Source organism: Limnohabitans sp. 103DPR2 (assembly GCF_001412575.1).
In the GTDB taxonomy this organism is placed as follows: domain Bacteria; phylum Pseudomonadota; class Gammaproteobacteria; order Burkholderiales; family Burkholderiaceae_C; genus Limnohabitans_A.
The window spans coordinates 2,868,487-2,893,491 of the sequence record NZ_CP011834.1; the positions used below are offsets into that span (position 1 = coordinate 2,868,487).

Sequence of the window (25,005 nt, forward strand, 5' to 3'; positions counted from 1 at the left end):
TAATGTTGATCTGACCCCAATTATTCTGCTTCAGTCCTGCAAGGCCTTCCACATTTCCATGTCGCGCTCAGCAGTCCAAATGCGAGGGTTCTTGATGCCAGAGGCTTCGTCGTAAGCGCGGGTCACATCGAAGGGCAAGCAGTGTTCGTAAATGAACACATGACCAAACACCGGGTCCATGCTTTTGCGCGTATGGGCCATGGCGGCTTTCAAATCCATCTTTGCAGCCACTGCTTCTTTGCCGGCATTGAACAAAGTTTCCACCCAGCGCTTGGTGTAATCCAAAGCTTTGTTCACATCCGCTTGACCTTTCATGGCTTCACCGCGGCCGGGCACAATGGCTTCGGCTTTCAAAGCGCGCAAGGCTTCCAAAGTGGCGGGCCACTCGGCCAATTGCGCATCGCCCGTGTACACGCCCGCTTCGTATTCCACCAAATCGCCAGAGAACAAAACTTTCTCTTCTTCCACCCACGCAATGGTGTCGCCACGCGTGTGTCCGTAACCGGGGCTCCAGATTTGAACCTTAACGCCCCCTAAATCAACCACCAATTTGCCGGGCACTTCACCCTTCGTGGCATCGCCGCCGCCAATCACCATGGTGGGCCATGTGAGGCCAGGCACTTCTTCAGCACCGCGGAACAGACGCGGAAAACGCTCCATCTCGCTCTTCATGTCTTGCGCGCCGCGCTCCACGATCAGCTCGTAAGTGCCTTGGCTGGCAATCACTTCCGTAGCACCCTCGGCCGCATAAGCACTGGCGCCCAACACACGCACAGCGTGATAGTGCGTCAACAGCACGTACTTGATAGGCTTGTCACTGATCTTGCGAATTTGTTGAATCAAATCGCGCGCCATGCTGGGCGTGGCCGTGGCATCGCTCACCATGATGAACTTCTCACCAATGATCACCCCCGAATTAGGATCACCTTCAGCGGTATAGGCCCAGCAATGCTTGCTGAGCTGCTCAAACTTAATGACTTTGTCGGCCAAGTCAGCTTGTGAAGCAAATGCTTTGGTTGGTTGGTTCATGTTCTCTCTCCGTTGTACAAACAAATTTAATTGGGGTCAGATCAACAATAATTTTGTCAATCGAAGGGCTTAAAGGGTAAGGGGGGCTGAACGATTTCTGGTACTCCAGTATGAGGAAGCCCCCCTTACCCTTTAAGCCCTTTGATTAGAAATTAATGTTGATCTGACCCCAATTAAATTAATTCAAACCCTTCTCTAACAGGGCAATGACTTCCTCCGCGAAAGCCACATACGAAATGGGGCCGCCAGGGCGAAGCCACGTAAAAGTCCAGTTGATCATACCGAACAACATCATCGTGATGGCCGTTTGGTTCGACGCATTCAATCGACCAGGATAGGCACGCCGCAAAGCACGTGTGACCGCTGCCACCACATCACGCTGACGGTTCAAAATGAGCTCGCGCGGCGAAATGGCGGGCGTGCCCAGATTGGCATCGGGCACATCGCTTAAAAACTGCGTATCGTTCAGCAAAGCCACATGCCGCGTGGCCGAGCTCTCGTACTCCTGCAGAAACGCACGGATCAATTCATGCAAAGCTGCACGGTCGTCCAAATTGCGACGCTGCGCCGTGGCATCTGTCAAAGCAATCAAGGACAGCAAGCGTTGCGTGTAACGGTCCATGAGGTCAAACAGAATGGCCTCTTTGCTGTCGTAGTAGTGGTAAAGCCGCGCTTTAGAAGTGCCACAGGCCGTGGCGATTTCATTCATGCTGGCCGCCGGATAGCTGCGATCGGCAAAGCACTGCGCCGCGATGTCCAAAATGGCGTCGCGCTTGATGTCGTGCGTGGCGGATTTAGGTCTTGCCATCAATTCTCACATCATCAGCCAACAGGCCACACCACGCCGTTGTCGTTCAAGATGGCATCGAGCGGCACATCGTGCGGCTCGGGTTCAAAGTCATCGACATAGCCTTGGATAAATCCCAAACCCACCGTAAATGGTTTGGGTTGCAAAGTGGCTAGGGTGCGGTCGTAAAAACCACCGCCATAGCCAAGGCGATAGCCCCCTGCGCTGTAACCCACGCAAGGCACAAACAACAAGCTTGGCACAATCACTTCCGTGTCCTTGGGTTTGGGAATGCCGTAAGCGTCTTCTTCCATGGGGCAACCGGGGTACCACGCATGAAAGGTCAGGGTTTTGTGAACCTTGTCCACCACCGGCAGCCCAATGCGGCGCAACTGTGACTCACCGGTCAACTCGCCATCTTCTTTCCAGCGGTGCAACGCAGGCAGGGGATCGAACTCGCCTTTGATGGGCCAATAGGCGCCAATCACGGCATCTGAACGGCCAAACAGCCAAATGCGCATCACCCTTTGCAAGGCGTCACTTCGCGCCAGCCTGTCGGGCATGTTGAGGCGCGCCGCCAACAAGTCTTGGCGAATTTGTTTTTTGGCTTCTGATTTGTCCATAATCAACCCATGCAATTGACACAGATTTTGACATCGCTTGGGGCTTCCGTCCTCATTTTCTCCTTCATGAACACGGCCAATGGCCAAATCGTGACCCAAAACAAGTCCGATGACGTCATTTTGGAGATGAACCAGGCCTTTAAAAAGAACGACAAATCCCAGCTTTCACGCCTTTTGCCCAAAGCCAAAGGCCACGCCTTAGAGCCATGGGCGGCGTATTGGGAGCTGCGCGTTCGCTTGGACCAGGCCAGCACCGCTGAAATTCAAGAATTTCTGACCACGTATGCAGGCACCTATGCAGAGGACCGCCTGCGCAACGATTGGTTGCTGCAATTGGGCCGCCAGCGTGATTGGGCCCTCATTGCCCAAGAATACCCACGCTTTCGAATGAACGACGATCGCGAAGTGCGCTGCTATGCCTTGGGCACAGACGCACAGCTGAGCAAACCCGAAACACCGGCAGAGCTGAAAAAACTTTGGTACGCCTTGCGCGAATCGGACGACGGCTGCACCACCGTGGCCGAAAAACTGCACGATGCCAAGAAGCTAGAGAGCCTGGACATCTGGCGCAAAGCCCGCTTGGCCATGGACAACAACCGGCCGCGCACTGCGCAAAGTGCGCTCAACATTGAATCGGCGGAATTGGGCAAGCAAGCCATTTTGATTCACGCCGATCCACAGAAATATTTGGACAAGCGCATTGTGGCCTTCACACGCAAACGCAAAGAACTTTCTGTCTTGGCCCTCATTCGCATCGCCAACACTGACCCCGACAAAGCCGCCCAGTTGCTTGAGAAAAAATGGGGCTTGATGCTCACCAAGGAGGAGCACAACTGGACCTGGGGTGTCATTGGCAAACAGGCCGCACAAAAGCTACAAGACAACGCGCACCAGTACTTCAGCAAGGTCTCACGCAACCAAGATTTGAACGACGACCTGCTGGCCTGGAAAGCCCGCGCAGCCCTGCGCCAAGGCGACTGGAAAGCTGTAGCGACCACGCTGGACGCGATGGAAGATGCCAAAAATGACGCCACGTGGATCTACTGGAAAGCCAGAGCCCAACTCAGCACTGCCACCACCGACGCACAACGCACAGAAGCCACAGCAGCCCTCAAAAGCATTGCAGGTGTGAAAGGCTTCTACGAACAACTGGCGCTTGAAGAATTGGGCCAAGCCATCTCCGTGCCCGTCAAACCTGCGCCACTGACCGCTCAAGAAAAAGCAGCTGCCCAACAAAATGCAGGTTTGCAACGCGCGCTCTATGCATTGAGCCTGGGCCTGCGGCCAGAGGGCAACCGTGAGTGGAACTACAGCACCAACTTGCACACACCCGGCGGCATGAGCGAGCGTGAACTGTTGGCCGCTGCAGACTTGGCTTGCAGCAAACAAGTGTGGGACCGCTGCATCAACACCAGCGACCGCACCAAAACACAAATCGATTTTGACCAGCGCTTTCCGATGCCGCTTAAAGACACGGTGTTGCGCAAAGCCAAAGAGGTGCAACTCGATCCTGCTTATGTGTACGGCCTGATCCGACAAGAAAGCCGTTTCATCATGGACGCCAAATCGGTGGTGGGCGCTTCTGGCCTGATGCAGGTGATGCCGGCCACTGCCAAATGGACCGCCAAGAAAATTGGTTTGACGAATTTTCAGGTGAATCAACTGAATGAACACGAGACCAATGTGGCCATCGGCACGGGCTATTTGAAATTGGTCTTAGATGATTTTGATGGCTCGATGCCATTGGCCGCAGCGGCCTACAACGCGGGTCCCAGCCGCTCACGCGCGTGGCGCAAAGGCCCCGTCTTGGAAGCAGCCATTTGGGCTGAGAACATTCCGTTCACTGAAACACGGGACTATGTGAAGAAAGTGTTGTCTAACACGACCAACTATGCGGTCATCATCACTGGCCAGCCACAGTCCTTGAAGGCACGCCTAGGTACTGTTGGACCTCGAAACGCTCAAGCGCCTGAGGAAAACGCTGACTTGCCGTGAAAAATAATTGGGGTCAGATCAACATTAATTTGGTCAATCAGTGAGGGCTCAACCCAAGGGGGGCTTCCTCATACTGGAGTACCAGAAATCGTTCAGCCCCCCTTGGGTTGAGCCCTCACCGATTGGAAATTAATGTTGATCTGACCCCAATTATTTCACCCCAGCAATTTGTCCAAGTTGCTAGAAATTTTCTCTTCAATCTTGTCTTTGAAAGACGCCATCAAAAAGCCCAACTCCAACTTCATGCTGAGTTGAGTGCCCGTGATGCACAAATAGCCAGAAGCCCCAGCGCGCTCAAAGTTCAAGCGATCTTGCACCTCGCCTTTGTCGTTGATTTCGTTGGCCACATAAGTGCAGTCCATGCCCCAATCTTCTTCGGCTTCTTTTTGCCATTGAGCGGCTACCGCACGGGCCTTCTCCATGCCCAAAGTGTGATCGCGTTGAATGAAAATTTCAGCCATGTCTCTCAAGCCTTCTTCAAAAGTGCCACTTCCACCTGGCAATCGTAAAACACGGGCGCACGGCCCAAATCGGTCAGCAATTGACTGGTCACTTCATTAACGTTGGTGCCGTTCAGGCCCATCTTGCGCCACCAAATGCCCAAGCCATTCACAACACCAGGACGTGCACGTATTGTCACGTCGGCTTTGCAATGGTATTCGCCGCGGTCGTTGAACACCTTCACCGTATCGCCTGTGGCAATGCCACGCGCAGAAGCATCTTCAAAACAAATTTCGACCAAGGGTTCTTTCTCAATGGCGCGCAAACTCTCAACATTCACAAACGAGGAATTCAAGAAGTTGCGCGCAGGGGGTGAGATCATGGCCAAGGGATAGGCACTTCCCGCAACAGGTACTTCGTAATTGGGAATGTGATTGGGCAAGGGGTCCAAACCTTGCGCAGACAAACGATCGCTCACAAATTCGCAACGTCCCGACGGCGTTGCAAATCCGCCTTTTGCAAACGGCGCCTCAGGCACTGGCATGGACACAAAGCCGACGTCCAACAGCGTTTGAAAATCAACATCGGGGCCTACTGCGGTGCGGCACATGCTCAGGTCGTCTTCGCTGAAGCAAGGCTCGTTGTAGCCCATGGCTTTGGCCAGCAAGCGAAAAATTTCGCTGTTGGATTTGGCTTGGCCCACTGGCGCAATGGCGGGTCGGTTCAGCAACACATCGGTGTGGCCATAACTGCCTTGCACATCCCAGTGTTCCAACTGCGTGGTGGCGGGCAGCACGTAATCGGCGTAGTCGGCGGTGTCGGTCTGGAAATGTTCCATCACCACCGTGAACAAGTCTTCGCGCGCAAAGCCCTGCACCACTTTGCCCGATTGCGGCGCAATGGCCACGGGGTTGCTGTTGTAAACCAACAAGGCTTTCACTTGAGGGCCCCACACCGCACTGCCTGGGTGGTTCAAATCGTTGCCGATCGTGGCCATGTTGAGCATGCGGGGACGGCGTGTGCCCAGCAAATCAGGGCGATGCAGATCTTGTTTGTTCACCTTGAAATTGCTGGAGCTGCTGAGCAACAAGCCCCCTGCTCTGTCACGCCAGGCGCCAGTCAAGGCGGGCAAGCAAGCAATGGCGCGCACGGCATTGGCGCCACCTTTCACACGCTGCATGCCGTAGTTCAATCGAATCGCAGCTTTGGTGGTGGTGCCCCAGTCTTTGGCCAAAGACCGAATCAATTCGGCCTCGATGCCGCACACTTCAGCAGCGCGCTCTAGGGTCCATGTCATGGCGCGTTCGCGCAATGCATCCCAGCCTAAGGTGTACTTCTCAATGTAGTCGTGGTCTAGCCAATCGTTCACCACCAATTCGCGCATGATGGCAAAGGCCAAAGCTGCGTCGGTGCCTGGTCGAATGGGCAAATGCACGTGGCATTTTTCAGCAGTTTCACTGTGCCGCGGATCAATGCAAATCAGTTTGGCGCCATTGCGTTTGGCATCTTGTGCGCGACGCCAAAAGTGCACGTTGCTGGTGATCGAGTTGCTGCCCCAAATCACAATCAGTTTGGATTCAGAAAAGAACTCGGTCTTCATGCCGAACTTGCCACCCAGTGTGTAGACCAAACCTTCGCCACCGGCCGAAGCACAGATGGTGCGATCTAACAGCGACGCGCCCATCTTGTTGAAAAAACGCGAAGCCATGGCCTCGCTTTGCACCCAGCCCATGGTGCCCGCATAGCTGTAGGGCAACACGGCTTCTGGGTTCTCTGACGCAATGGCCTTGAGTCGCAAAGCGATGTCTTGAATCGCTTCCTCCCAAGTCACCTGCACAAACTGGCCAGAGCCCTTGGGGCCGCTGCGTTTTAAAGGGTGCATCAAGCGCTCAGGGCTGTAGGTGCGCTCGGTGTAGCGAGACACTTTGGTGCACAACACCCCTTGCGTGTGCAAATGGTCAGGGTTGCCTTGCACCTTCACGGCGCGCCCGTTCTCCACGGTGGTGAGCAGCGCGCAGGTGTCGGGGCAGTCGTGCGGGCACAAACCGCGCACCACGGCATTTTGTTCAAGCACTGAATTTGTCATGGCTTCATTCTAAAAGGGTATTTTTGGGGATAACCCTGAAGAGAAATGTCCCCCAAGTGCAAAAGGGTTGTAGCGCAATGGCACGACTCTCGCTAGACTGTGGTTATGAAAATCATCGACTCCATCCTCACCGACGCGGCCAGCATTGCGGCCATTCGCAAAGACATCCATGCCCACCCCGAGTTGTGCTTCCAAGAAGTGCGCACCGCCGATGTGGTGGCCAAGCAACTCACCGACTGGGGCATTCCCATTCACCGCGGCATGGGCACCACCGGTGTCATTGGCATTGTGCACGGCCGTGATGGCGGTGCTTGCGGACGTGGTGTGGGTTTGCGCGCCGACATCGACGCGCTTCCCATGCAAGAGTTCAACACCTTTGCCCACGCCAGCAAACACCAAGGCAAGATGCACGCTTGCGGCCACGATGGCCACACCGCCATGCTGTTGGCAGCCGCCAAGCACTTCTCTAAACACCGCGACTTTGACGGTACCGTTTACTTGATCTTCCAACCCGCCGAAGAAGGCGGTGGCGGTGCCCGCGAAATGATCAAAGACGGCATGTTTGAAAAATTCCCCATGCAAGCCGTATTTGGCATGCACAACTGGCCCGGCGCCCAAGTGGGCAACTTTGCGGTCAGCCCTGGCCCGGTCATGGCGTCTAGCAACGAATTCAAAATCACCATCCGAGGCAAAGGCAGCCACGCCGCCCTGCCTCACAACGGCATCGACCCCGTGCCTGTGGCTTGCCAATTGGTCCAAGCTTTTCAAACCATCATCACGCGCAACAAAAAGCCCGTCGATGCGGGCGTTATTTCGGTCACCATGGTGCATGCGGGTGAAGCCACCAATGTGGTGCCCGACTTCTGCGTCATTCAAGGCACCGTTCGCACCTTCACGTTGGAAGTGCTCGACCTCATCGAAAACCGCATGAAGCAAATCACAGAAAACCTGTGCGCTGCTTTTGATGCCAAGCCCGAATTCCACTTCAACCGCAACTACCCACCCACTGTCAACAGCGCAGCCGAGGCCGAATTTGCGCGCAAAGTGATGGAAGGCATTGTGGGCAAAGAGAACGTGCAAGTTCAAGAACCCACCATGGGCGCCGAAGACTTCTCGTTCATGTTGCAAGCCAAGCCTGGTGCCTATGTGTTCATTGCCAATGGCGACGGTTCACACCGCGAAATGGGCCATGGCGCAGGTCCTTGCATGCTGCACAACCCCAGTTACGACTTCAACGACGACCTCATTCCATTGGGCGGCACGTATTGGGTTGAATTGGCCACACAATGGTTGGCCAACCCCACTCAAAAGTAAAGTCCAGCGGCTCTCCGCTTTTCCGGGTCAATTGATTTGACCTCACTTTTGAAGCCCTTCGGGGCTTCATTCATTTGGAGCTTTCATGACAAACATTCACGACGCATTTTCAAAGAGCTATGCAGAGGCTCGCCAAAAGTTTTTAAGCGCTGCACAACAAGCAGGCCTGCAAGTTGAATCCCACATTCACCCCGAAAAAGGCCGCGATGGCGAAGAGTTGGCCATGGACGTGGTGCGCGAAGGTCCTGCCGATGCCAAACAGGTCTTGCTGGTCAGCAGTGCCTGTCATGGCGTAGAAGGTTACTGCGGCAGTGGTGTGCAAATTGACGCCATGCGCAGTGCTGAATGGCACAAGGCTGTGGCACAAAGCGGTGTGGCGGTGGTGTACGTCCACGCCCTCAACCCCCATGGTTTCTCGCACGTGCGCCGCGTCACACAAGAAAACGTTGACCTGAATCGCAACTTCCACGACTTCAGCAAACCCCTGCCCGACAACACGGCCTACAAAGAAGTCCAGCATCTGTTGTTGCCCGACGTATGGCCACCCAACGAAGCCAACATGCAGGCCACGATGCAATACATCGCAACACACGGTATGCCCAAACTGCAAGCCGCGGTGTCACAAGGCCAGCACCACGATCCCAAGGGTTTGTTCTTTGGCGGCCAAGCACCCACCTGGAGCAACCAAACCATTCGCAAAGTTCTCAAACAACAAGCCGGCAAAGCGCAAAAGTTGGCTTGGATTGATTTGCACACTGGCTTAGGCCCCAGCGGCGTGGGCGAACGCATCTATGCGGGCGCCAACGATGCAGCCGCCATTGAGCGCGCGCGCCAATGGTGGGGCAACATCACTTCCATTTACGATGGCACATCCTCTTCTGCGTTCCTCACAGGCCTCATGTGGATGTCGGTGCAAGACGAATGCCCTCAAGCCGAATACACCGGCATTGCGCTGGAATACGGCACCTTGCCCATGAACGACATGTTGATGGCCCTGCGCGCCGACCACTGGCTGCACATTCATCCCGAGGCGTCTGAGGATTTGAAGAAAAGCATCAAAGCGCAAATCTTCAACGCCTTCTACACCGACACCGATGAATGGCGCGCGCAAATCATCACACAAGCGCGCGATGCCATGGGCCAAGCACTCCAAGGTTTGAAATGAACGGCTCTTCCAAGCGCATTCTGATATTGGGTGGCACCGGCTTTGTCGGCCGCCATGTTTGCGAAAAACTCACCCGCATGGGCTGCAGCATGACGGTGATCACCCGCCGCGCCAGCCAAGCCGCCGCCATTCAAAATTTACCCCGCGTGCGCGTACTGGAGGGCGATGTCTACAACAGCGCTTTTCTGGCGAAATGCATGGCGCAACACGATGTCGTGATCAACCTCATCGCCATCTTGCATGGCTCTGAAGCGGCCTTTAGCAAAGCGCATGTTCAGTTACCCCAAGTCATTGCAGAGGCCTGCCTTGCCAGCGGCGTCAAACGCCTCATTCACATCAGCGCATTGGGCGCCAGCCCGGACGGACCTTCAGCTTACCAACGCAGCAAAGCCCAAGGCGAAGCCTTGCTCAAGCAAGCGGGTTTGGATTTAACGCTCTTGCAACCCAGCGTCATCTTTGGCGCAGACGACAAGTTCCTCAACCTGTTTGCCCAGTTGCAGCAAATTGCGCCTGTGGTGCCCTTGGCAGGCGCCAGCACGCGTTTTCAGCCGGTGTGGGTGGAAGATGTGGCATCGGCGGTGGCGCATTGCGTCATGGATGCCAAGACGCAAGGTCACACCTATGAAATTTGCGGACCCGAAATTTGGACCTTGAAAGAATTGGTTCAAAAGTCCGGTCAATGGGCAGGCGTCAAAGGTGGCCGAGGTCGCTGGGTGTTTGGCATTCCTCACACCCTCGCTTGGCTACAAGCCTTCCTGATGGAATTGGCCCCCGGCCAACCCCTCATGAGCCGCGACAATCTGCGGTCGATGCAAGTCGACAACGTGTCATCCGGCAATGCCTTAAGCCTCAAAGAACTGAACATTCAAGCCAGCAGTGTCTACAGCATCGCTCCGGGCTACTTGGGCTACAAAGGCGCTTGCACTAAACTGGATGTTTTCCGCGCCAAAGGACGCCCATGAAACTTTTCATCGCCAACAAAAATTACTCCTCATGGTCCATGCGACCCTGGGTCATGCTCAAGCAAGCAGGCATCCCCTTTGAAGAAGTGATGGTGCGCTTTGATGGTTTTGATGCGCAGTCCAAGTTCAAGCAAAGCTTGAAAGACATCAACCCCGTAGGCAAAGTGCCGGTGCTGGTCGATGGCGACTTGGCGGTTTGGGACACCTTGGCCATTGCCGAATACGCAGCCGAAAAATTCCCTGAGAAAAAACTCTGGCCTAGCGCAGTGGCCGACCGCGCCCGTGCACGCAGCATTTGCGCCGAAATGCACAGCGGCTTCATGGGCATTCGCAGTGCATGCCCCATGAACATCGACGCCTACTTGCCAGAAATTGGCGCCTTAGCCTTGCGTGACAAAGAAGCTGTGCGCAATGATCTGAAGCGCATTGACACTTTGTTTGCGTCACTTTTGAAACAACACCAAGGCCCCATGTTGTTTGGCGAGTTCAGCATTCCCGATGCTTACTTCTCTCCGGTGGTGATGCGCATCAAAACCTATGCGCTACCCGTCTCAGCAGAAACACAGGCCTACATCGAGCGCTTGTGCGCCATGCCCGGCGTGAAAGCTTGGATCGACGATGCCTTGGCCGAAAAAGACTTCATCGATTTTGAAGAGCCGTTTCGGACCAAGCCCTGAGCACAGGATGCGCAACGACGTCAAAGCCTGCCGTGCTTCACTGAATCGACGCGAACTATGACGATGCAAATTTTCAGTGTGGGTGGGGCCATTCGCGATGCCCTTCTGCGTCAACCTGTCAAAGACAAAGATTGGGTGGTCGTAGGCGCAACGCCTGCTGACATGACGGCACTCGGCTATCAAACTGTGGGCAAAGATTTCCCTGTGTTTTTGCATCCGCAATCGCGCGAGGAATATGCCCTGGCGCGCACCGAGCGCAAAACCGCACCAGGCTACAAAGGCTTTGTGGTGCATGCCTCGCCTGATGTCACCTTAGAAGAAGACCTTGCAAGGCGAGACCTCACCATCAATGCCATGGCACTGCCAGAGGCGCATTCAGGCTTGCTGGATCCAGCATCGACGTCCAACTCACCGCAAACATTGGAAGACGTCTTCTCAGCACACGGCATTGACCCTTATCACGGTTGGCAAGATCTGAAAAACAAAACCCTCCGACACGTCACCACCGCCTTCCGCGAAGATCCTGTGCGCATCCTGCGACTGGCTCGCTTTGCTGCGCGCTTTCCAGAATTCAAAATTGCCCCTGAAACTCTGCAACTCATGCAAGACATGGTGCAAGCCGGCGAAGTTGAACATTTGGTACCCGAACGTGTGTGGCAAGAATTGGCGAAAGGCCTGATGACGCAAAAGCCCTCGCGCATGTTTGACGTGCTGAAAGCCTGTGGAGCGCTGCAAGTTTTGTTGCCCGAAGTGAATGCTTTGTGGGGCGTGCCGCAGCGTGCTGAGCATCATCCTGAAATCGACACAGGTGTACACCTCATGATGGTGCTCGACATGAGCGCACAACTGAATGCATCTTTGCCTGTGCGCGTGGCCTGCCTCATGCACGATTTGGGCAAAGGCAGCACGCCGCAAAGCGAGTGGCCCAGGCACATTGCCCACGAACAGCGCAGCGCCAAGTTGCTCAAGCAAGTTTGCGAGCGCCTGCGTGTCCCTGTGGAGTGCAAAGAGTTGGCCGATGTGGTTGCTCGTGAACACGGCAACATTCACCGCAGTCACGACTTGAATGCGGCTGCATTGATGCGCTTGCTTGAACGCTGCGATGCCATTCGAAAGCCCGATCGCTGGCCCGAGATCTTGTTGGCCTGCGAGTGTGATGCACGAGGTCGACTTGGGTTTGAAGATTCAGCCTACGCACCCAAATCGCGATTGCTCAAAGCGCTAGAGGCTGCGTTGTCTGTGACCACCGCGGACATAGCGGCCGAGGCGCAAAAACAGGGCCTCACGGGCCCTGCAGTTGGCGAAAAAATACATCAAGCCAGAGTAGAGGCCATTGCCCACTTGTGGGTCTAGGCACTCAACTCACAGCACACCTCGAATTAACGAGAAGGTGTGCGAGGCGTGCGTGGCGCTGCCGGTGGACGGCCTGCCAAATGACGGAAACTGATACGGCCTTTGGTGAGGTCGTAGGGTGACAACTCCAGCGTGACGCGGTCGCCCGCCAAAATGCGAATGTGGTTCTTGCGCATCTTGCCTGCTGAGTAAGCGATCAACTGGTGACCGTTGTCCAAGGTCACACGAAAACGTGTGTCAGGTAAAACCTCGTTCACAACGCCCATCTGTTCGATCAAGTCTTCTTTCGCCATTTTTTCCTTTCAGGTTCTCTGGGGGGTTCAGTGGGCTTGCGTGGTTGCACGCACCCAATCCAAACCTTGTGCCAACGCAAAGTTGGCAGCAGCATCGCGGGTGGCGAAGTCATTGGTAAAACACATCACCCGATCGGTACTGGCACTGCCACGTCCACTTGCCACTGACACTTGGGCCGCAAAGCGACCACAAGGCAAGGCGCGCGGACAAGCGGCGATGCGGTATTTTCCCACGGTGAGGGGGTTATTTTCAAAAGTAATCGTATGAATCATCTAAAAGCTAAAAATTTGGTGTGTACAGAGCAACACATTGGACGCCTGCAGAGGGCTGAAACGCCTTGCAAATGCCTCCAAATGACCCGTTCAATGCCGTCTTAGGGGCGAAGGGAGGTCGTGTTGGCCTGGTGAATGCCCGTTGGGGGCACATAAAAAAAGGGGGAAGCGTGAAATCAAACCCACCCGTGCTTGGGGGTGCGCCGCTCTTCTGCATGAGTCTTCATACGAGAAATGAAGCAATTTGCAGGGACCGCGCTTGTCGTGAAGGTCTTTGTTTCGATGTCAAAGATCTTCAACGAACGCGAACTGTAACACAAATGTTTTAAAACTTGTCTGCTTATTTATAGAAACTTTGCAATCAGGCTGATCACGAAGCTAAACAGCAGGGTGCTGGCCAAGGGAATGAACCACTCGCGGCCAAACAATTTGAAATGAAAGTCACCGGGTAATTTGCCCAGACCCATTTTTTCCATCCACGGCCTGACCCAGCTGATCAGCACCAGGGCCAGAAAAGTCACGATGAGCCAGCGCAGCATAGGGGCTGGGCTTAAAGCCGATGGCTGCGGTCGCCCGCTGCAAATCCTTGGGCCTGCCAGTGCGCGTGTGTGGCAAAGCCCACCACCTTGAACAGCTCGCCCATTTCATGCTCACTGATCAGCTTCATGGCCTGAGCCCGTTCAAGCAAAGCAGAAGCGGCCATGCGTTCAGCCAAACCTAAATTCAGCAAAAACCTCGCTTGGCTGGTGTAGCCCAGCACATTCAAACCCGCATCTTGTCCGGCCAATGCAATGCCCGTGAAGTTCACGTGGGCCGTGATGTCCTTCAAACCCACCGCCGCCAAAGGATTGGCATCAGCCTTGTGGGCTTGGTGGCACATCACCGTGCCCATGTGGCGCTCGGGGTGAAAAAACTCCGACTCTGGAAAGCCGTAATCCAGAAAGAAAGCCGCACCGCCCTTCTCACTGGCCAACAGGCGCTCTGCCAAGCTGGCCACAAAGGCTTCGCCTTGCGCTTGAATTTCGGTCAGGTAATCGTGCTCACCCACAGGCTCCAAGGGGGGACGCAATGCCGTCGGCCGGTCTTCCCAAGCCAAGCCATCAGGGGTTTCATGGGCCACCACAACCCCGCGCTCGTGCCAAACGCCTTGGATTCTGTGCAGCAATTTGACCGGCATGGCATCGAGCACTTCATTGCCCACCACCACGCCTTGCATCGCTTCTGGCCATTGGCTGAGCCACTGCACCTGACTGCCAAACTCGGCCAACTTGGCCTGCTGTCTGGCCTTCAAGGTGCTCGACAAGTCCATGATGTTGTAGCGTTTAAGCTTGCAGCCCAAACGCTGCAGTTCGCTCAGCAACTGGTACGCCAATGCGCCGCTGCCCGCACCAAACTCCCACACCTCGTCGGTGCCTGTGGCGCTCAAAGCTTCGGCCACCTGTTGGGCCAAGGTGGCGCCAAACAAGGGCGACAACTCGGGGGCCGTGACAAAATCACTGCCCGACTGGGGCATGCGGCCAAACTTGGGGTGCTGGTTGGCGTAATAGCCCAAACCGGGCTCGTACAGGGCCAAGGCCATGAACTGATCAAACGGCAACCAGCCGTCGGCCGCCAAAATGGCCTTGTGCACCCGCGCCAGCATGGCGGTCGTTAAACTATGAGTTTCTGTCATCACCCCCGATTGTCCCCGAATGTCGACATCTTTTTCTTCTGCGCCTCACATGGCACCGCGCACAGCCCTGGTCACAGGCGCTGGCAAGCGCTTGGGCAGAGAAATCGCCTTGGGCCTGGCCCAAGCGGGGTGGCAAGTGGCCGTGCACTACAAAAGCTCTGCAGCTGAAGCTTTGCAAACGGCCAAAGATTGTTTGGCCTTGAACGCAGACACGGCTTCATTGGACCCGCACCGGTTTATTTTTCAAGCCTACTTGGCTGACGAAACAGCCACCCGCAATCTATTACCCCAAGTGGCCGCCCAACTGGGCCATGTTCACGGTGTGGTCAACAGTGCCGCCTTGTTCGAGCACGATGACATTCACAGCTTCAGTTATGCCAACATGGCGCAACATTGGGCCACCAACACTGGCGCCGCCATTGTGTTGGCGCAGGCTTTGCATCAGCATTGCCAAGCACGTCAGGCACCCGCTGCCGAGGCTGTCGTCATCAACATGCTCGATCAAAAGTTGTGGAACCCCAACCCCGACTTTTTAAGTTACACCTTGTCCAAGGCGGCACTGGAAGCGGCCAATACCTTGTTGGCGCAAGCCTTGGCGCCGCAAGTGCGCGTGGTGGGCGTGGCCCCTGGCCTCACGCTCACCAGCCACATGCTGGACGATGACAAGTTTCAACAACTGCACAAGCTCAGCCCCTTGGGCCGCTCCTCCTCCGCCCAGGATGTGGTGAGCACCGTGGTGTTTGCCATGCAAAACCGCGCCATCACAGGCACCACCTTGTTGGTCGATGGCGGACAGCACTTGATGAAGTTCGAGCGCGATTTTTCTTTGATGTGAGCACCCCATGACGGCCACCCCCACAGCCACCTCAGGCAACCAAACCCTCACGCTCACAGGCCTCCGCTTTGATGCCAACTTGGGCATCTTGGAACACGAGAAAACAGCACCTCAGCCCATTCAAGTCGACGCCGAACTCAACCTCGGCCCCCAACCCTTGCTGCCGCGCGACGACGACATCAGCAATGTGCTGGACTACCGCAAGGTGCGCAAAATCATCATCGATGAATGCACGGCCGAGCATGTCAACTTGCTCGAAAGCCTCATCGGCAAACTTGCGCACCGCCTCATGCAGTTGCATGGCGTTAAAGGCGTGCGCGTGAAGATTGCCAAACTCGAAATTTTTGAAGATTGCGAAGTTGCCATTCGCATGGAAACAGGACAATGGTGAACCCATGAATGCACCCACCCAAAACAGCTGGCTAGAAGCCGTGGCCGACGATGCCGATGCGCTGGCCGAACAAGCCGAGCAAAAAGCCAAGGCCATCAAGATTGAACGCGAAACGCACAAGCTCGAAAAGCGCTTGTGCCGTCAGGTGGGTCAGGCCATCAGCGAGTTCAACATGATTGAAGAAGGCGACCGCATCATGGTCTGCATGTCGGGCGGCAAAGACAGCTACGGCATGCTCGACATCTTGATGAAGATGAAGCAGCGTGCGCCTGTCAACTTCGAGCTGATCGCTGTTAACCTGGATCAAAAGCAGCCTGGCTTTCCTGCCGAAATTTTGCCCGCTTACCTGGGCAGTTTGGGCATTCCGTTTCACATTGAAACGCAAGACACCTATTCCATCGTGAAGGACAAAATTCCCGAAGGTAAGACCATGTGCAGTTTGTGCAGTCGATTGCGCCGCGGTATTTTGTACAAGGTGGCCGGTCAACTCAAGTGCAACAAATTGGCCTTGGGCCATCACCGCGATGACATGCTGCAAACCTTTTTCCTCAACATGTTTTTTGGTGGCAAGCTCAAGGGCATGCCGCCCAAATTGCTGAGCGACAACGGTGAGTTCATGGTCATTCGCCCGCTGGCCCATGTGGCCGAAGCCGACCTGACACGCTGGGCCGAACACCGTCAGTTCCCCATCATTCCTTGCACGCTTTGCGGCAGCCAAGAAAACTTGCAGCGCAAACAAATTGGCAACATGATTCGCGACTGGCAGAAAAAATACCCAGGACGCATTGAAAACATGTTTGCCGCTTTGCAAAACGTGGTGCCCTCCCACTTGATGGACGCCCAGTTGCACGACTTTAAAAATTTGCAAATCACCGGCAAGCCCAATCCCGATGGCGACAAAGCATTTGACGAAGAAAGCTTTGAAGCGCCCAATGTCATGGCCAGCTTGCAGGGTGTGCAAGTGGTGCAACTTTGAACCGAGTGACTTTGCCCAACACGTATTTCTTCAGGAGGCAATCATGAAACAGCCTGCCATGTCTCAAAGCATGAAGCGCATCTTCTTGCTGGCCGTTACGGCCAGCATGTTGCTGCTGACTGCATGCACCAACGTTCGCATCATTGAAAGCCAAGTTCAGTCCACGCCGCAATGGACAGCGCCTGCACCAGCCAAAGCGTTTTACCGCTGGGATCGCTTGCCTGCCGATGTCAACAACCCGCAAGCGGGTTGGGCCGAAGTTCAGCTGGAGTCTGCCTTGGCGCCACTGGGCTGGACACGCAACGACCTCGAAGCCCAGTACAGCATTTGGGTGGGCGTGCGCACCGCTGAGTTCATTGCAGACCCTTGGGGCCGACCTGTTCGCAGTCCTTGGGCCAACCACCTGCAAATCAGCGTGGGATCTGGCTACCGCGCACACGGCGTTGGTGTGGGCGTTGGCATGAGCACAGGTTTGCCACCCTTTGGCCGCGCTGGTTTTCCACCGCCTTCTGGTTACGCCCAAGAAGTCAGCATCATCATTCGCGATTTGAACACCAGCAACGTGGTGTACCAAACCAAAGCCACGCATGAAGGCCCTTGGGCCGATCACGCCAATATTTTGCCCGTCATGATGGCCGCCGCCTTGCAAGGATTTCCCAATCCCCAAGTCCGAAACCGACGCGTTGATACCACCATTTCACGCTGACATTTGAATCTGATTTTTGCGCATGCAAGCTACCCGAATTCTGGCCATCCGTCATGGTGAAACTGCTTGGAATGTCGACACCCGCATCCAAGGCCAACTCGACATTCCCCTCAACGCCAAAGGCGAGTGGCAAGCTGCCCAATTGGCCAAAGCCTTGGCCGCGCAAGATCCCTTGCATGCGGTGTACACCAGCGATTTAAAACGCGCCCATCAAACCGCCACTGCTGTGGCTGTGCAGCAAGGCTTAGAGGCCATCAGCCATCCCGGTTTGCGCGAGCGCGGCTTTGGCGCCTTTGAAGGCAAAACCTTTGCCGAAATTGAACGCGACCTGCCAGAAGATTCCATGCGATGGCGCAAACGCGATCCACTGTGGGCACCGCCTCAAGGTGGTGAATCTTTGGTCGTGATGGAACAGCGCGTGCGTCAAACCTTGGACGATTTAGCGGCCCAACACGTGGGGCAACACATTGCTTTGTTTGCACATGGCGGCGTGATGGATTTGTTGTACCGCATTGCCACTGGCCTGGATTTGCAAGCGCCGCGCTCATGGACGCTCACCAACACCGCCATCAACCGCTTGCTGTGGACACCGCAAAGTGTCACCTTGGTCGGTTGGGCCGACACGTCGCATTTAGACGAAACCACGCGCGACGAATTCTGAAGCGGCTGACACCGAGCTTGCGGCTTTTGCTTGGCCGCTTGTTTCAGTCTTGCGTGAAGCTTTTGGGCGGTGTCACACCCAAATGGCGATAGGCCGCCAAGGTGGCCATGCGGCCACGCGGCGTGCGCTGCAAGAAGCCCTGCTGAATCAAGTAGGGCTCAATCACATCCTCAATGGTGTCGCGTTCTTCGCCAATGCTGGCGGCAATGTTGTCCAAGCCCACAGGGCCACCATCGAAACGGTGAATCACAGCTTCCAATAATTTGCGGTCCATCAAATCGAAACCTTCAGGGTCGACATCCAGCATGGACAAAGCACGTTTGGCAATGTCGTGTGTGATGTGGCCCACGCCTTTGACATCGGCGTAATCGCGAACTCTTCGCAGCAAGCGATTGGCGATGCGCGGCGTACCGCGGGAACGCTTGGCAATTTCTTGACCACCGGCTGCATCCATGGGTGCTTTGAGCAGGCTGGCACTGCGCGTCACAATGCGCGCCAACTCTTCAGGGGTGTAAAACTCCAGGCGCGACACGATGCCAAAGCGATCGCGCAAAGGGTTGGTCAGCATGCCTGCGCGGGTGGTGGCACCCACCAAGGTGAAGGGTTGCAAATCGAGCTTGATGCTGCGTGCTGCGGGGCCTTCGCCAATCATGATGTCGATTTGATAGTCCTCTAAGGCGGGGTACAAAATTTCTTCCACCACGGGCGACAAACGATGGATCTCGTCAATGAAGAGCACATCGTTCTTTTCTAAATTGGTGAGCAATGCCGCCAGGTCTTTGGGTTTTTCAAGCACGGGGCCACTGGTTTGACGCAGGTTCACACCCAGCTCGGCGGCAATGATGTGGCTCAAGGTGGTCTTGCCCAAACCGGGCGGGCCAAACAAGAGCACGTGGTCTAGCGGCTCGCCGCGCATTTTGGCGGCGCCAATGAAAATCTCCAGTTGCTCGCGCACCTTGGCTTGGCCCACATAGTCGTCCAGCAACTTGGGGCGCAAGGCGCGCTCAATGGCTTCTTCTTGAGGCGTTTCGGGTGTGGCGTCCACCATGCGCGCGGGCGGCGGCGGTGTTCCAAAGTCGTCGGTTTGAATGCTCATGGTGTCCGTTTATTTGGCCAAGGCCTTGAGTGCCATTTTGATGCCATCGCTCACACCCACATCAGCGGGCAAAGATTTCAAGGCCAAAGCAGCTTCCTTGTCACTGTAGCCCAAAGCCACCAGGGCTTGCAAAATATCGCTGGCGTGGTCGTGTGATGCGCTGCCTGTGGTGAGCAAGTCGGCGCCCAATTTGCCTTTGAGTTCTAGCAACAAACGCTCAGCGGTTTTCTTGCCAATGCCGGGCACTTTGACCAAACGCCCCGCTTCTTGTTGGGTAATGGCTTGCGCCAAATCGGCCACGCCCATGCCCGACAACACACTCAATGCGGTGCGGGGGCCGACGCCTGAAATTTTGATTAACTGCCTGAAGGCTGCGCGTTCTTCAGCTGTGGCAAAGCCGTACAAGAGTTGTGCGTCCTCGCGAACCACAAAATGCGTGAGCAACTTCACTTTTTCGCCCAAGGCTGGCAGGTTGTAGAAGGTGCTCATAGGCACGCTCACCTCGTAGCCCACACCATGGCAATCCACCATCACTTCGGGTGGGTTTTTGTCGATCAAAGTGCCTGTTAACTGACCAATCATGGCGTGCCGTTCTTCTTCATCAGATAAGTGCCTATCATTAGGGGGTCAGACATCGATGCCCCTGGCTTGGATGTCTATTTTCCACTGAGGATTATCAGCTTGATTGTCAGACACAATTTCACGCCGCACAACAATACCCGCATGACCCATCTTTGCGGCCCCATGGACGCGCATTTGCGCACCATCGAAGCTGGGCTGCAGGTCAAAATTGCCCATCGGCATGAGCAGTTCAAGATCGACGGCCCCAAAGCCAAAGCCAACCAAGCGCTGGAGTTGCTGCAGGCACTCTATGAAATGGCCGACCGGCCCATCAAGGAAGATTCGCTTCAGCTCATGATGGCCGGCGACCCCGAGGTGGCCAACAACCCCGACGTGCCCACGCTGCAAACCCGCCGCGCCGACCTCAAAGCCCGAACCCCTGTGCAAGCTTTGTACATGGACAACATTGCCACGCACGACATCACCTTTGGCATTGGCCCAGCGGGTACAGGCAAAACCTATTTGGCCGTGGCCAGCGCTGTCGACGCCCTGGAGCGCGCCAGTGTGCAACGCATTGTGCTCACCCGCCCTGCCGTGGAAGCTGGTGAACGATTGGGCTTCTTACCAGGCGATTTGTCGCAAAAGGTGGATCCCTATTTGCGTCCTTTGTACGACGCCCTGTACGACCTCATGGGTTACGACAAAGTGCAAAAAGCCTTTGAGCGCAATGCCATTGAAATTGCACCTTTGGCGTTCATGCGCGGCCGCACTTTGAACAATGCCTTTGTGATTTTGGACGAAGCACAAAACACCACGCCAGAGCAAATGAAAATGTTCCTCACCCGCATTGGCTTTGGTGCCAAGGCGGTGGTCACGGGTGATGTGAGTCAGATCGATTTACCCAAAGGGCAGCTCAGTGGCTTGATTGATGCCGAGCGTGTTTTAAGGCGCGTGAAGGGCATCGCCATGACGCGCTTTTCTAGTGCGGATGTGGTGCGTCATCCTTTGGTGGCGCGCATTGTGGATGCTTATGATGCGCAAAGAACCACGGTGCGTAGTCGATCGATTGATGCTTAAAACTTATGGCACTTTCTACGCTTAACTTGTCCTTGCAATTCGGTGACATCCCTTATGCTACGCGTCATCGTGCCGCCTTGCCGCGTCACAAAGTGGCACGTTGGATTCGACACAGCTTGGCTGCAGATGGCGAGATCACGGTGCGCATTGTCGATGCCGAAGAAGGTCAGCGCTTGAACCGTGAGTTTCGAAAGAAAGATTACGCCACCAATGTGCTGACATTTGATTACATGCAGTCACCTGTGGTGATGGCAGACCTAGTGTTATGTGCGCCGGTAGTTGCCAAGGAAGCTCGAGAGCAAGGCAAGACGTTGCAGGAGCACTATGCGCATTTGCTAGTGCATGGCGCACTACATGCGCAGGGCTGGGATCATGAGACCAGTGAGGCCGATGCAGAGGCCATGGAGGCGCATGAAATTAAGATCATGCACAGGCTAGGGTTTAAGAACCCATATTGATTTTAAAGCGCCTGATTTACTTCGATGGAAGATCGGAAGCTTTCGGCATCACATCACCAAATCTGTAGAATTTTTTAATTTTTGCAAAATCTTCATCAGTCCAAGGCTGATTGTCTGGATCGCTCATCGCAGCCAATGTGATGGCTCTGTCTTCTTCATCCGTTGGCATGATGATTTTCATGGCTTTGGTATTTTTACTGATTTTTTTCATAGCGCTTAACCTCTCGTTTGTTTGCTGTTCGCAAACTGATGATTCGGGTAGATTCAGCACGCAACACATACACCACTGCGTAAAGTTTGCCTTCCAAAGGTACCAAGCCGCTCATGCGGACCTCGTTGTAGTTGTAGCGAACATCCTGCCAAACTACTTCCTTCGTCCAATCAAGAAATTGAGCGAATTCAAGCACTATGCCATGTTTGAAATAATTTGCACGGCTTTTGTTGGGGTCGCATGTAAAGTGCATCCAGCCATGATGCTGCTAGCCCTTCATTCATGGTCATGCATTGAGTGTCAGTGGAACACTCAGCCGTGATTTTCTTTATTCACTTTCAATGCCAGAAGCATCCTCCAGCAAACGTACTTTCACTGACTTGCCCTTCACTTTGCCGCGCGACAATTTCGAAACAGCCTCTCGCGCAATGTCACGTGCTACCGCAACGTAGGTAGAGTATTCATTCACATTGATCTTGCCCACTTGTTCGCGCGTGTAACCCGCTTCGCCCGTAAGTGCGCCCAACACATCACCCGCACGAATTTTTTCTTTGCGTCCGCCCACAATTTGCAAGGTGGCCATGGCGGGCACCAGCATGTCTTTACCAGTCGGCGTGAAAGTGCTCAGTTCTTGCCAACTCGACTCACGGCCTTGCAACACTTCAATCTTGCCCACATAGCCCATCTCGTCCATGCTGGCCAAACTCACAGCCAAGCCTTCTGCATCGGCGCGACCTGTGCGGCCTATGCGGTGAATGTGCACTTCGGCGTCGGGCGTGACATCAACGTTGATGACCGCTTCGAGTTGTGCCACGTCTAGGCCGCGCGCTGCCACGTCGGTGGCCACCAACACGGAGCAACTTCTGTTGGCAAATTGAATCAACACTTGGTCGCGTTCACGCTGTTCTAATTCGCCATACAGCGCCAGCGCACTGAAACCTTGCGCTTGCAACACCGCCACCAAATCGCGGCACTGCACTTTGGTATTGCAAAAGGCCAGCGTGGAGGTAGGACGGAAATGGTTCAACACCATCGACACGGCATGCAGGCGTTCAGACTCTTTCACCTGCACAAATATTTGTTTGATCTTGTTGGCGCTGTGCTGTGTTTCCACCTTCACCGTTTGCGGCTCTTTCATGAACTGCGTGGCCAACTTGGCAATGCCTTCAGGATAGGTGGCAGAGAACAGCAAGGTTTGACGATTCTGCGGACACTGTCTGGCCACAGTGGCGATGTCTTCAAAGAAACCCATGTCGAGCATGCGGTCGGCTTCATCTAGCACCAAGGTTTTGAGGCCTTTGAGTTTCAAAGAGCCGCGCTCCAAATGGTCCATGATGCGACCCGGTGTGCCCACCACCACGTGTGCGCCATGTTCCAAGCTCAGCACCTGGCCACGCAGCGCCACACCGCCACACAAGGTGACTACTTTGACATTGCCCACTGCGCGCGCCAAACGGCGAATTTCTTGACTCACCTGATCGGCCAACTCACGGGTTGGACACAAAATCATGGCCTGCACTGCAAAGTCTGCGGGCAGAATTTTTTCGACCAAGGGAATGCCAAACGCCGCCGTCTTGCCGCTGCCGGTGCTGGCCTGGGCAATCAAATCTTTGCCCGCCAAGGTCTCAGGCAAACTGGCCGCCTGAATGGCCGTCATCTGCAAATAGCCCAACTGCTCTAAATTGCCCAGCATCGAAGCCGACAAACTCAGCTTCGCAAAATCATTTTTGTTTTCGTTCATGCGTCGATTATGCGTGTGAGTGAGTTGGGGTGAAAAACAATTGGGGTCAGATCAACATTAATTTTGTCAATCCAAGGGGCAAAAGCCTGAGGGGGGCTTCCTCATACTGGAGTACCAGAAATCGTTCAGCCCCCCTCAGGCTTTTGCCCCTTGAATTGGGAATTAATGTTGATCTGACCCCAATTGTTTTGCTCTCGCCGGAGAGGAAGAAACTTGCCCCGATTACATCTCAAGAGGAATGGTCACAGGACCATCGTTAACCAAATGCACTTTCATGTCTGCCGCAAACTGACCGGTTTGCACAATGGGATGTGCCTCTCGGGCTTGCGCAACGAAGTAGTCGTACAAGCGTTGACCATCTGCCGGTGACGCAGCACGCGTAAAGCTGGGGCGATTGCCGCCGCTCACATCGGCGGCCAGCGTAAATTGGCTCACCACCAACAAACCGCCTTGCAAGCCATTGCCATCCAAATCCTGCAAAGAGCGATTCATCTTGCCCGCCTCATCGCTGAAAATGCGCAACTTCAAAAGTTTGCTGAGCATCTTGTCTGCATTCACAGTGGTGTCACCTTGCTCGGCGCACAACAGCAACAACAAACCCTTTTGAATTTGGCCAATCACCTGCCCATCCACCACCACACGTGCCTCAAGCACACGTTGCGCGACACCGATCACAGCAAATCTCTTTCTGCATCAAAGTGTGCTTCTACATCGGAGGGCAACAACTGAATTGAAGCACGCAAGCCAGGCACAGCGCTCATCAAGGCTTGTTCCACACTGGTTCGCAATGCTGCCGCACGACCCAAGGTCCAGGATGCAGGCATGTGCATGTGCATGTCGACAAATCGGCGCTGCCCCGCTTTGCGCGTGGTGATGTGGTCAAAGCGAATGATCGAAACATCATCGCGCTGATGCGCAAAGCCCGCCAAAGTCTCTTGAATTTGCGCAATCACTTCAGGCTCTACTGCTTCATCCATCAAACCTTGTGACGAACGCCAAATGAGGTGAAAGCCTTCTTTCAAAATGTTCAACGCCACACCAATGGCCACCAGCGCATCGAGCCACAACCAACCGGTGACGCTGACCAAAGCAATGCCAATGACCACGCCCACCGAAGTCCACACGTCGGTCACCAAATGCTTGGCATCAGCTTCCAGAGCAATAGAGCGGTGCGTCTTGGCGGCACCAAACATGACCCAGGCCAACAATCCATTCAAAGCCGAACTGCCCACCGACAATGCCAAACCCCAACCCACCTGCTCAATGGGCTGTGGATCAAAAATACGGTGGCTGGCGGCCCAAATGATGCCCATGGCCGCCACGATGATCAAAATGCCTTCGAAGCCCGAAGAAAAATACTCCGCCTTGTGGTGACCATAAGGATGTTCTTCGTCGGCCGGTTGCGCAGCCACAGTGACCATGAGCAAGCCAAAAATGGCACTGGCCAAATTGACCAAAGACTCCATGGCATCGGACAACAAACCCACAGAGTCGGTGATCCACCAAGCCCAAGTTTTGAGCGTGATGGTGATGATGGCCACCACCACAGAGGCCCACAACAAAGTGCGGGGTGACCAAGGCGGTAGTTTTGAAATCATGGTGTCAGGTTAACGCACATCGAT

Annotated in this window: 29 protein-coding genes; 13 read left to right on the forward strand and 16 right to left on the reverse strand. The window is 54.9% G+C overall.

The genetic code is table 11. The features are described from left to right. Positions 1-30: 30 nt before the first annotated feature. From L103DPR2_RS13825 to L103DPR2_RS13835, 3 genes are all read right to left on the reverse strand, one after another. Positions 31-1,029, reverse strand: a complete 999-nt coding sequence (locus tag L103DPR2_RS13825) for an MBL fold metallo-hydrolase (protein WP_055361671.1) — start codon at positions 1,027-1,029, stop codon at positions 31-33. A 178-nt stretch (positions 1,030-1,207) separates the two neighbouring features. Further along, positions 1,208-1,837, reverse strand: a complete 630-nt coding sequence (locus L103DPR2_RS13830) for a TetR/AcrR family transcriptional regulator (RefSeq protein ID WP_055361672.1) — start codon at positions 1,835-1,837, stop codon at positions 1,208-1,210. Between the two features lie 14 nt (positions 1,838-1,851). Beyond that, positions 1,852-2,439, reverse strand: a complete 588-nt coding sequence (locus L103DPR2_RS13835) for a 5-formyltetrahydrofolate cyclo-ligase (protein WP_055361673.1) — start codon at positions 2,437-2,439, stop codon at positions 1,852-1,854. Between the two features lie 9 nt (positions 2,440-2,448). Between L103DPR2_RS13835 and L103DPR2_RS13840 the strand changes: the two genes are divergently transcribed. Then, the gene (locus tag L103DPR2_RS13840) at positions 2,449-4,434 is read left to right on the forward strand and encodes a lytic transglycosylase domain-containing protein (RefSeq protein WP_055361674.1); all 1,986 of its coding nucleotides are present in this window, start codon (positions 2,449-2,451) and stop codon (positions 4,432-4,434) included. A 155-nt stretch (positions 4,435-4,589) separates the two neighbouring features. Here L103DPR2_RS13840 and L103DPR2_RS13845 read toward each other — a convergent pair whose 3' ends face one another. After that, on the reverse strand, positions 4,590-4,895 hold the full coding sequence (locus L103DPR2_RS13845) for a polyhydroxyalkanoic acid system family protein (protein ID WP_055361675.1): 306 nt from the start codon (positions 4,893-4,895) through the stop codon (positions 4,590-4,592). A 5-nt stretch (positions 4,896-4,900) separates the two neighbouring features. Then, on the reverse strand, positions 4,901-6,961 hold the full coding sequence (locus tag L103DPR2_RS13850; RefSeq protein WP_055361676.1) for a molybdopterin-containing oxidoreductase family protein: 2,061 nt from the start codon (positions 6,959-6,961) through the stop codon (positions 4,901-4,903). Between the two features lie 105 nt (positions 6,962-7,066). Between L103DPR2_RS13850 and L103DPR2_RS13855 the strand changes: the two genes are divergently transcribed. The 5 genes from L103DPR2_RS13855 (at position 7,067) to L103DPR2_RS13875 (ending at position 12,432) form a co-directional block, all read left to right on the forward strand. Next, positions 7,067-8,275 (forward strand): M20 aminoacylase family protein, encoded by a 1,209-nt coding sequence (locus L103DPR2_RS13855; protein ID WP_055361677.1) that lies wholly within the window; start codon positions 7,067-7,069, stop codon positions 8,273-8,275. 85 nt (positions 8,276-8,360) lie between these two features. Continuing rightward, on the forward strand, positions 8,361-9,440 hold the full coding sequence (locus tag L103DPR2_RS13860; protein ID WP_055361678.1) for a M14 family metallopeptidase: 1,080 nt from the start codon (positions 8,361-8,363) through the stop codon (positions 9,438-9,440). Next, entirely contained in the window at positions 9,437-10,402 is a 966-nt protein-coding gene (locus L103DPR2_RS13865) for a complex I NDUFA9 subunit family protein (RefSeq protein ID WP_055361679.1), read from the forward strand. Before L103DPR2_RS13860 ends, L103DPR2_RS13865 begins: the two co-directional genes overlap by 4 nt. Then, positions 10,399-11,079 carry a glutathione S-transferase family protein gene (locus L103DPR2_RS13870; RefSeq protein WP_055361680.1) on the forward strand — a complete coding sequence of 227 codons (681 nt, stop codon included), beginning with the start codon at positions 10,399-10,401 and terminating at the stop codon, positions 11,077-11,079. The genes L103DPR2_RS13865 and L103DPR2_RS13870 overlap by 4 nt, the downstream gene beginning before the upstream one ends. A gap of 63 nt (positions 11,080-11,142) precedes the next feature. Beyond that, complete coding sequence (locus L103DPR2_RS13875; protein ID WP_055361681.1) at positions 11,143-12,432, forward strand: multifunctional CCA addition/repair protein; 1,290 nt, start codon at positions 11,143-11,145, stop codon at positions 12,430-12,432. Positions 12,433-12,458: 26 nt separating this feature from the next. Here L103DPR2_RS13875 and infA read toward each other — a convergent pair whose 3' ends face one another. The 4 genes from infA to L103DPR2_RS13895 form a co-directional block, all read right to left on the reverse strand. Further along, positions 12,459-12,725, reverse strand: coding sequence for a translation initiation factor IF-1 (gene infA, locus L103DPR2_RS13880; protein ID WP_055361682.1), 267 nt, complete (start codon positions 12,723-12,725; stop codon positions 12,459-12,461). A gap of 27 nt (positions 12,726-12,752) precedes the next feature. After that, positions 12,753-12,998 (reverse strand): hypothetical protein, encoded by a 246-nt coding sequence (locus L103DPR2_RS13885; protein ID WP_055361683.1) that lies wholly within the window; start codon positions 12,996-12,998, stop codon positions 12,753-12,755. Positions 12,999-13,342: 344 nt separating this feature from the next. Beyond that, complete coding sequence (locus L103DPR2_RS13890) at positions 13,343-13,537, reverse strand: DUF2905 domain-containing protein (RefSeq protein WP_055361684.1); 195 nt, start codon at positions 13,535-13,537, stop codon at positions 13,343-13,345. Positions 13,538-13,548: 11 nt separating this feature from the next. Then, complete coding sequence (locus tag L103DPR2_RS13895; RefSeq protein ID WP_055361685.1) at positions 13,549-14,670, reverse strand: class I SAM-dependent methyltransferase; 1,122 nt, start codon at positions 14,668-14,670, stop codon at positions 13,549-13,551. Between the two features lie 19 nt (positions 14,671-14,689). On the opposite strand from L103DPR2_RS13895, the gene L103DPR2_RS13900 reads away from it, so the two are divergent. The 5 genes from L103DPR2_RS13900 to L103DPR2_RS13920 are packed head-to-tail and all read left to right on the forward strand — an operon-like array spanning position 14,690 to position 18,239. Continuing rightward, complete coding sequence (locus L103DPR2_RS13900; protein ID WP_055361686.1) at positions 14,690-15,505, forward strand: SDR family oxidoreductase; 816 nt, start codon at positions 14,690-14,692, stop codon at positions 15,503-15,505. 7 nt (positions 15,506-15,512) lie between these two features. Further along, positions 15,513-15,896, forward strand: coding sequence for a dihydroneopterin aldolase (locus L103DPR2_RS13905; RefSeq protein ID WP_055361687.1), 384 nt, complete (start codon positions 15,513-15,515; stop codon positions 15,894-15,896). A 4-nt stretch (positions 15,897-15,900) separates the two neighbouring features. Continuing rightward, the gene (gene ttcA, locus L103DPR2_RS13910) at positions 15,901-16,872 is read left to right on the forward strand and encodes a tRNA 2-thiocytidine(32) synthetase TtcA (RefSeq protein WP_055361688.1); all 972 of its coding nucleotides are present in this window, start codon (positions 15,901-15,903) and stop codon (positions 16,870-16,872) included. A gap of 43 nt (positions 16,873-16,915) precedes the next feature. Continuing rightward, entirely contained in the window at positions 16,916-17,578 is a 663-nt protein-coding gene (locus tag L103DPR2_RS13915; protein WP_055361689.1) for a hypothetical protein, read from the forward strand. 22 nt (positions 17,579-17,600) lie between these two features. Beyond that, on the forward strand, positions 17,601-18,239 hold the full coding sequence (locus L103DPR2_RS13920) for a histidine phosphatase family protein (RefSeq protein WP_055361690.1): 639 nt from the start codon (positions 17,601-17,603) through the stop codon (positions 18,237-18,239). Positions 18,240-18,282: 43 nt separating this feature from the next. Here L103DPR2_RS13920 and ruvB read toward each other — a convergent pair whose 3' ends face one another. Both ruvB and ruvA read right to left on the reverse strand, forming a co-directional pair. Then, positions 18,283-19,335, reverse strand: a complete 1,053-nt coding sequence (gene ruvB / locus L103DPR2_RS13925; protein ID WP_055361691.1) for a Holliday junction branch migration DNA helicase RuvB — start codon at positions 19,333-19,335, stop codon at positions 18,283-18,285. A gap of 9 nt (positions 19,336-19,344) precedes the next feature. Beyond that, the gene (gene ruvA, locus L103DPR2_RS13930) at positions 19,345-19,917 is read right to left on the reverse strand and encodes a Holliday junction branch migration protein RuvA (RefSeq protein ID WP_055361692.1); all 573 of its coding nucleotides are present in this window, start codon (positions 19,915-19,917) and stop codon (positions 19,345-19,347) included. A gap of 99 nt (positions 19,918-20,016) precedes the next feature. On the opposite strand from ruvA, the gene L103DPR2_RS13935 reads away from it, so the two are divergent. Continuing rightward, positions 20,017-20,973 carry a PhoH family protein gene (locus L103DPR2_RS13935; protein WP_055361693.1) on the forward strand — a complete coding sequence of 319 codons (957 nt, stop codon included), beginning with the start codon at positions 20,017-20,019 and terminating at the stop codon, positions 20,971-20,973. A gap of 5 nt (positions 20,974-20,978) precedes the next feature. Further along, positions 20,979-21,431 (forward strand): rRNA maturation RNase YbeY, encoded by a 453-nt coding sequence (gene ybeY, locus L103DPR2_RS13940; protein ID WP_055361694.1) that lies wholly within the window; start codon positions 20,979-20,981, stop codon positions 21,429-21,431. Between the two features lie 16 nt (positions 21,432-21,447). Here the strand turns inward: ybeY and L103DPR2_RS13945 are convergent, their stop codons facing one another. The 5 genes from L103DPR2_RS13945 to L103DPR2_RS13965 form a co-directional block, all read right to left on the reverse strand. Beyond that, on the reverse strand, positions 21,448-21,642 hold the full coding sequence (locus L103DPR2_RS13945) for a hypothetical protein (protein ID WP_055361695.1): 195 nt from the start codon (positions 21,640-21,642) through the stop codon (positions 21,448-21,450). After that, a complete protein-coding gene (locus tag L103DPR2_RS13950) occupies positions 21,626-21,895 on the reverse strand; it encodes a BrnT family toxin (protein WP_055361696.1) in 270 nt (89 codons plus the stop codon). Before L103DPR2_RS13950 ends, L103DPR2_RS13945 begins: the two co-directional genes overlap by 17 nt. A gap of 75 nt (positions 21,896-21,970) precedes the next feature. Then, entirely contained in the window at positions 21,971-23,383 is a 1,413-nt protein-coding gene (dbpA, locus tag L103DPR2_RS13955; RefSeq protein ID WP_055361697.1) for an ATP-dependent RNA helicase DbpA, read from the reverse strand. A 222-nt stretch (positions 23,384-23,605) separates the two neighbouring features. Then, entirely contained in the window at positions 23,606-24,058 is a 453-nt protein-coding gene (gene dtd / locus L103DPR2_RS13960; RefSeq protein ID WP_055361698.1) for a D-aminoacyl-tRNA deacylase, read from the reverse strand. Then, entirely contained in the window at positions 24,055-24,981 is a 927-nt protein-coding gene (locus L103DPR2_RS13965; RefSeq protein WP_055361699.1) for a cation diffusion facilitator family transporter, read from the reverse strand. The genes dtd and L103DPR2_RS13965 overlap by 4 nt, the downstream gene beginning before the upstream one ends. Between the last annotated feature and the right edge of the window lie 24 nt (positions 24,982-25,005).

What these genes read in the sequence shown, in the direction of transcription:
- L103DPR2_RS13825 (WP_055361671.1), bottom strand. Translation starts at nt 1,029, where the DNA reads ATGAACCAACCAACCAAAGCATTTGCTTCACAAGCTGACTTGGCCGAC.
- L103DPR2_RS13830 (WP_055361672.1), bottom strand. Translation starts at nt 1,837, where the DNA reads ATGGCAAGACCTAAATCCGCCACGCACGACATCAAGCGCGACGCCATT.
- L103DPR2_RS13835 (WP_055361673.1), bottom strand. Translation starts at nt 2,439, where the DNA reads ATGGACAAATCAGAAGCCAAAAAACAAATTCGCCAAGACTTGTTGGCG.
- L103DPR2_RS13840 (WP_055361674.1), top strand. Translation starts at nt 2,449, where the DNA reads ATGCAATTGACACAGATTTTGACATCGCTTGGGGCTTCCGTCCTCATT.
- L103DPR2_RS13845 (WP_055361675.1), bottom strand. Translation starts at nt 4,895, where the DNA reads ATGGCTGAAATTTTCATTCAACGCGATCACACTTTGGGCATGGAGAAG.
- L103DPR2_RS13850 (WP_055361676.1), bottom strand. Translation starts at nt 6,961, where the DNA reads ATGACAAATTCAGTGCTTGAACAAAATGCCGTGGTGCGCGGTTTGTGC.
- L103DPR2_RS13855 (WP_055361677.1), top strand. Translation starts at nt 7,067, where the DNA reads ATGAAAATCATCGACTCCATCCTCACCGACGCGGCCAGCATTGCGGCC.
- L103DPR2_RS13860 (WP_055361678.1), top strand. Translation starts at nt 8,361, where the DNA reads ATGACAAACATTCACGACGCATTTTCAAAGAGCTATGCAGAGGCTCGC.
- L103DPR2_RS13865 (WP_055361679.1), top strand. Translation starts at nt 9,437, where the DNA reads ATGAACGGCTCTTCCAAGCGCATTCTGATATTGGGTGGCACCGGCTTT.
- L103DPR2_RS13870 (WP_055361680.1), top strand. Translation starts at nt 10,399, where the DNA reads ATGAAACTTTTCATCGCCAACAAAAATTACTCCTCATGGTCCATGCGA.
- L103DPR2_RS13875 (WP_055361681.1), top strand. Translation starts at nt 11,143, where the DNA reads ATGCAAATTTTCAGTGTGGGTGGGGCCATTCGCGATGCCCTTCTGCGT.
- infA (WP_055361682.1), bottom strand. Translation starts at nt 12,725, where the DNA reads ATGGCGAAAGAAGACTTGATCGAACAGATGGGCGTTGTGAACGAGGTT.
- L103DPR2_RS13885 (WP_055361683.1), bottom strand. Translation starts at nt 12,998, where the DNA reads ATGATTCATACGATTACTTTTGAAAATAACCCCCTCACCGTGGGAAAA.
- L103DPR2_RS13890 (WP_055361684.1), bottom strand. Translation starts at nt 13,537, where the DNA reads ATGCTGCGCTGGCTCATCGTGACTTTTCTGGCCCTGGTGCTGATCAGC.
- L103DPR2_RS13895 (WP_055361685.1), bottom strand. Translation starts at nt 14,670, where the DNA reads ATGACAGAAACTCATAGTTTAACGACCGCCATGCTGGCGCGGGTGCAC.
- L103DPR2_RS13900 (WP_055361686.1), top strand. Translation starts at nt 14,690, where the DNA reads ATGTCGACATCTTTTTCTTCTGCGCCTCACATGGCACCGCGCACAGCC.
- L103DPR2_RS13905 (WP_055361687.1), top strand. Translation starts at nt 15,513, where the DNA reads ATGACGGCCACCCCCACAGCCACCTCAGGCAACCAAACCCTCACGCTC.
- ttcA (WP_055361688.1), top strand. Translation starts at nt 15,901, where the DNA reads ATGAATGCACCCACCCAAAACAGCTGGCTAGAAGCCGTGGCCGACGAT.
- L103DPR2_RS13915 (WP_055361689.1), top strand. Translation starts at nt 16,916, where the DNA reads ATGAAACAGCCTGCCATGTCTCAAAGCATGAAGCGCATCTTCTTGCTG.
- L103DPR2_RS13920 (WP_055361690.1), top strand. Translation starts at nt 17,601, where the DNA reads ATGCAAGCTACCCGAATTCTGGCCATCCGTCATGGTGAAACTGCTTGG.
- ruvB (WP_055361691.1), bottom strand. Translation starts at nt 19,335, where the DNA reads ATGAGCATTCAAACCGACGACTTTGGAACACCGCCGCCGCCCGCGCGC.
- ruvA (WP_055361692.1), bottom strand. Translation starts at nt 19,917, where the DNA reads ATGATTGGTCAGTTAACAGGCACTTTGATCGACAAAAACCCACCCGAA.
- ybeY (WP_055361694.1), top strand. Translation starts at nt 20,979, where the DNA reads ATGGCACTTTCTACGCTTAACTTGTCCTTGCAATTCGGTGACATCCCT.
- L103DPR2_RS13945 (WP_055361695.1), bottom strand. Translation starts at nt 21,642, where the DNA reads ATGAAAAAAATCAGTAAAAATACCAAAGCCATGAAAATCATCATGCCA.
- L103DPR2_RS13950 (WP_055361696.1), bottom strand. Translation starts at nt 21,895, where the DNA reads ATGCACTTTACATGCGACCCCAACAAAAGCCGTGCAAATTATTTCAAA.
- dbpA (WP_055361697.1), bottom strand. Translation starts at nt 23,383, where the DNA reads ATGAACGAAAACAAAAATGATTTTGCGAAGCTGAGTTTGTCGGCTTCG.
- L103DPR2_RS13965 (WP_055361699.1), bottom strand. Translation starts at nt 24,981, where the DNA reads ATGATTTCAAAACTACCGCCTTGGTCACCCCGCACTTTGTTGTGGGCC.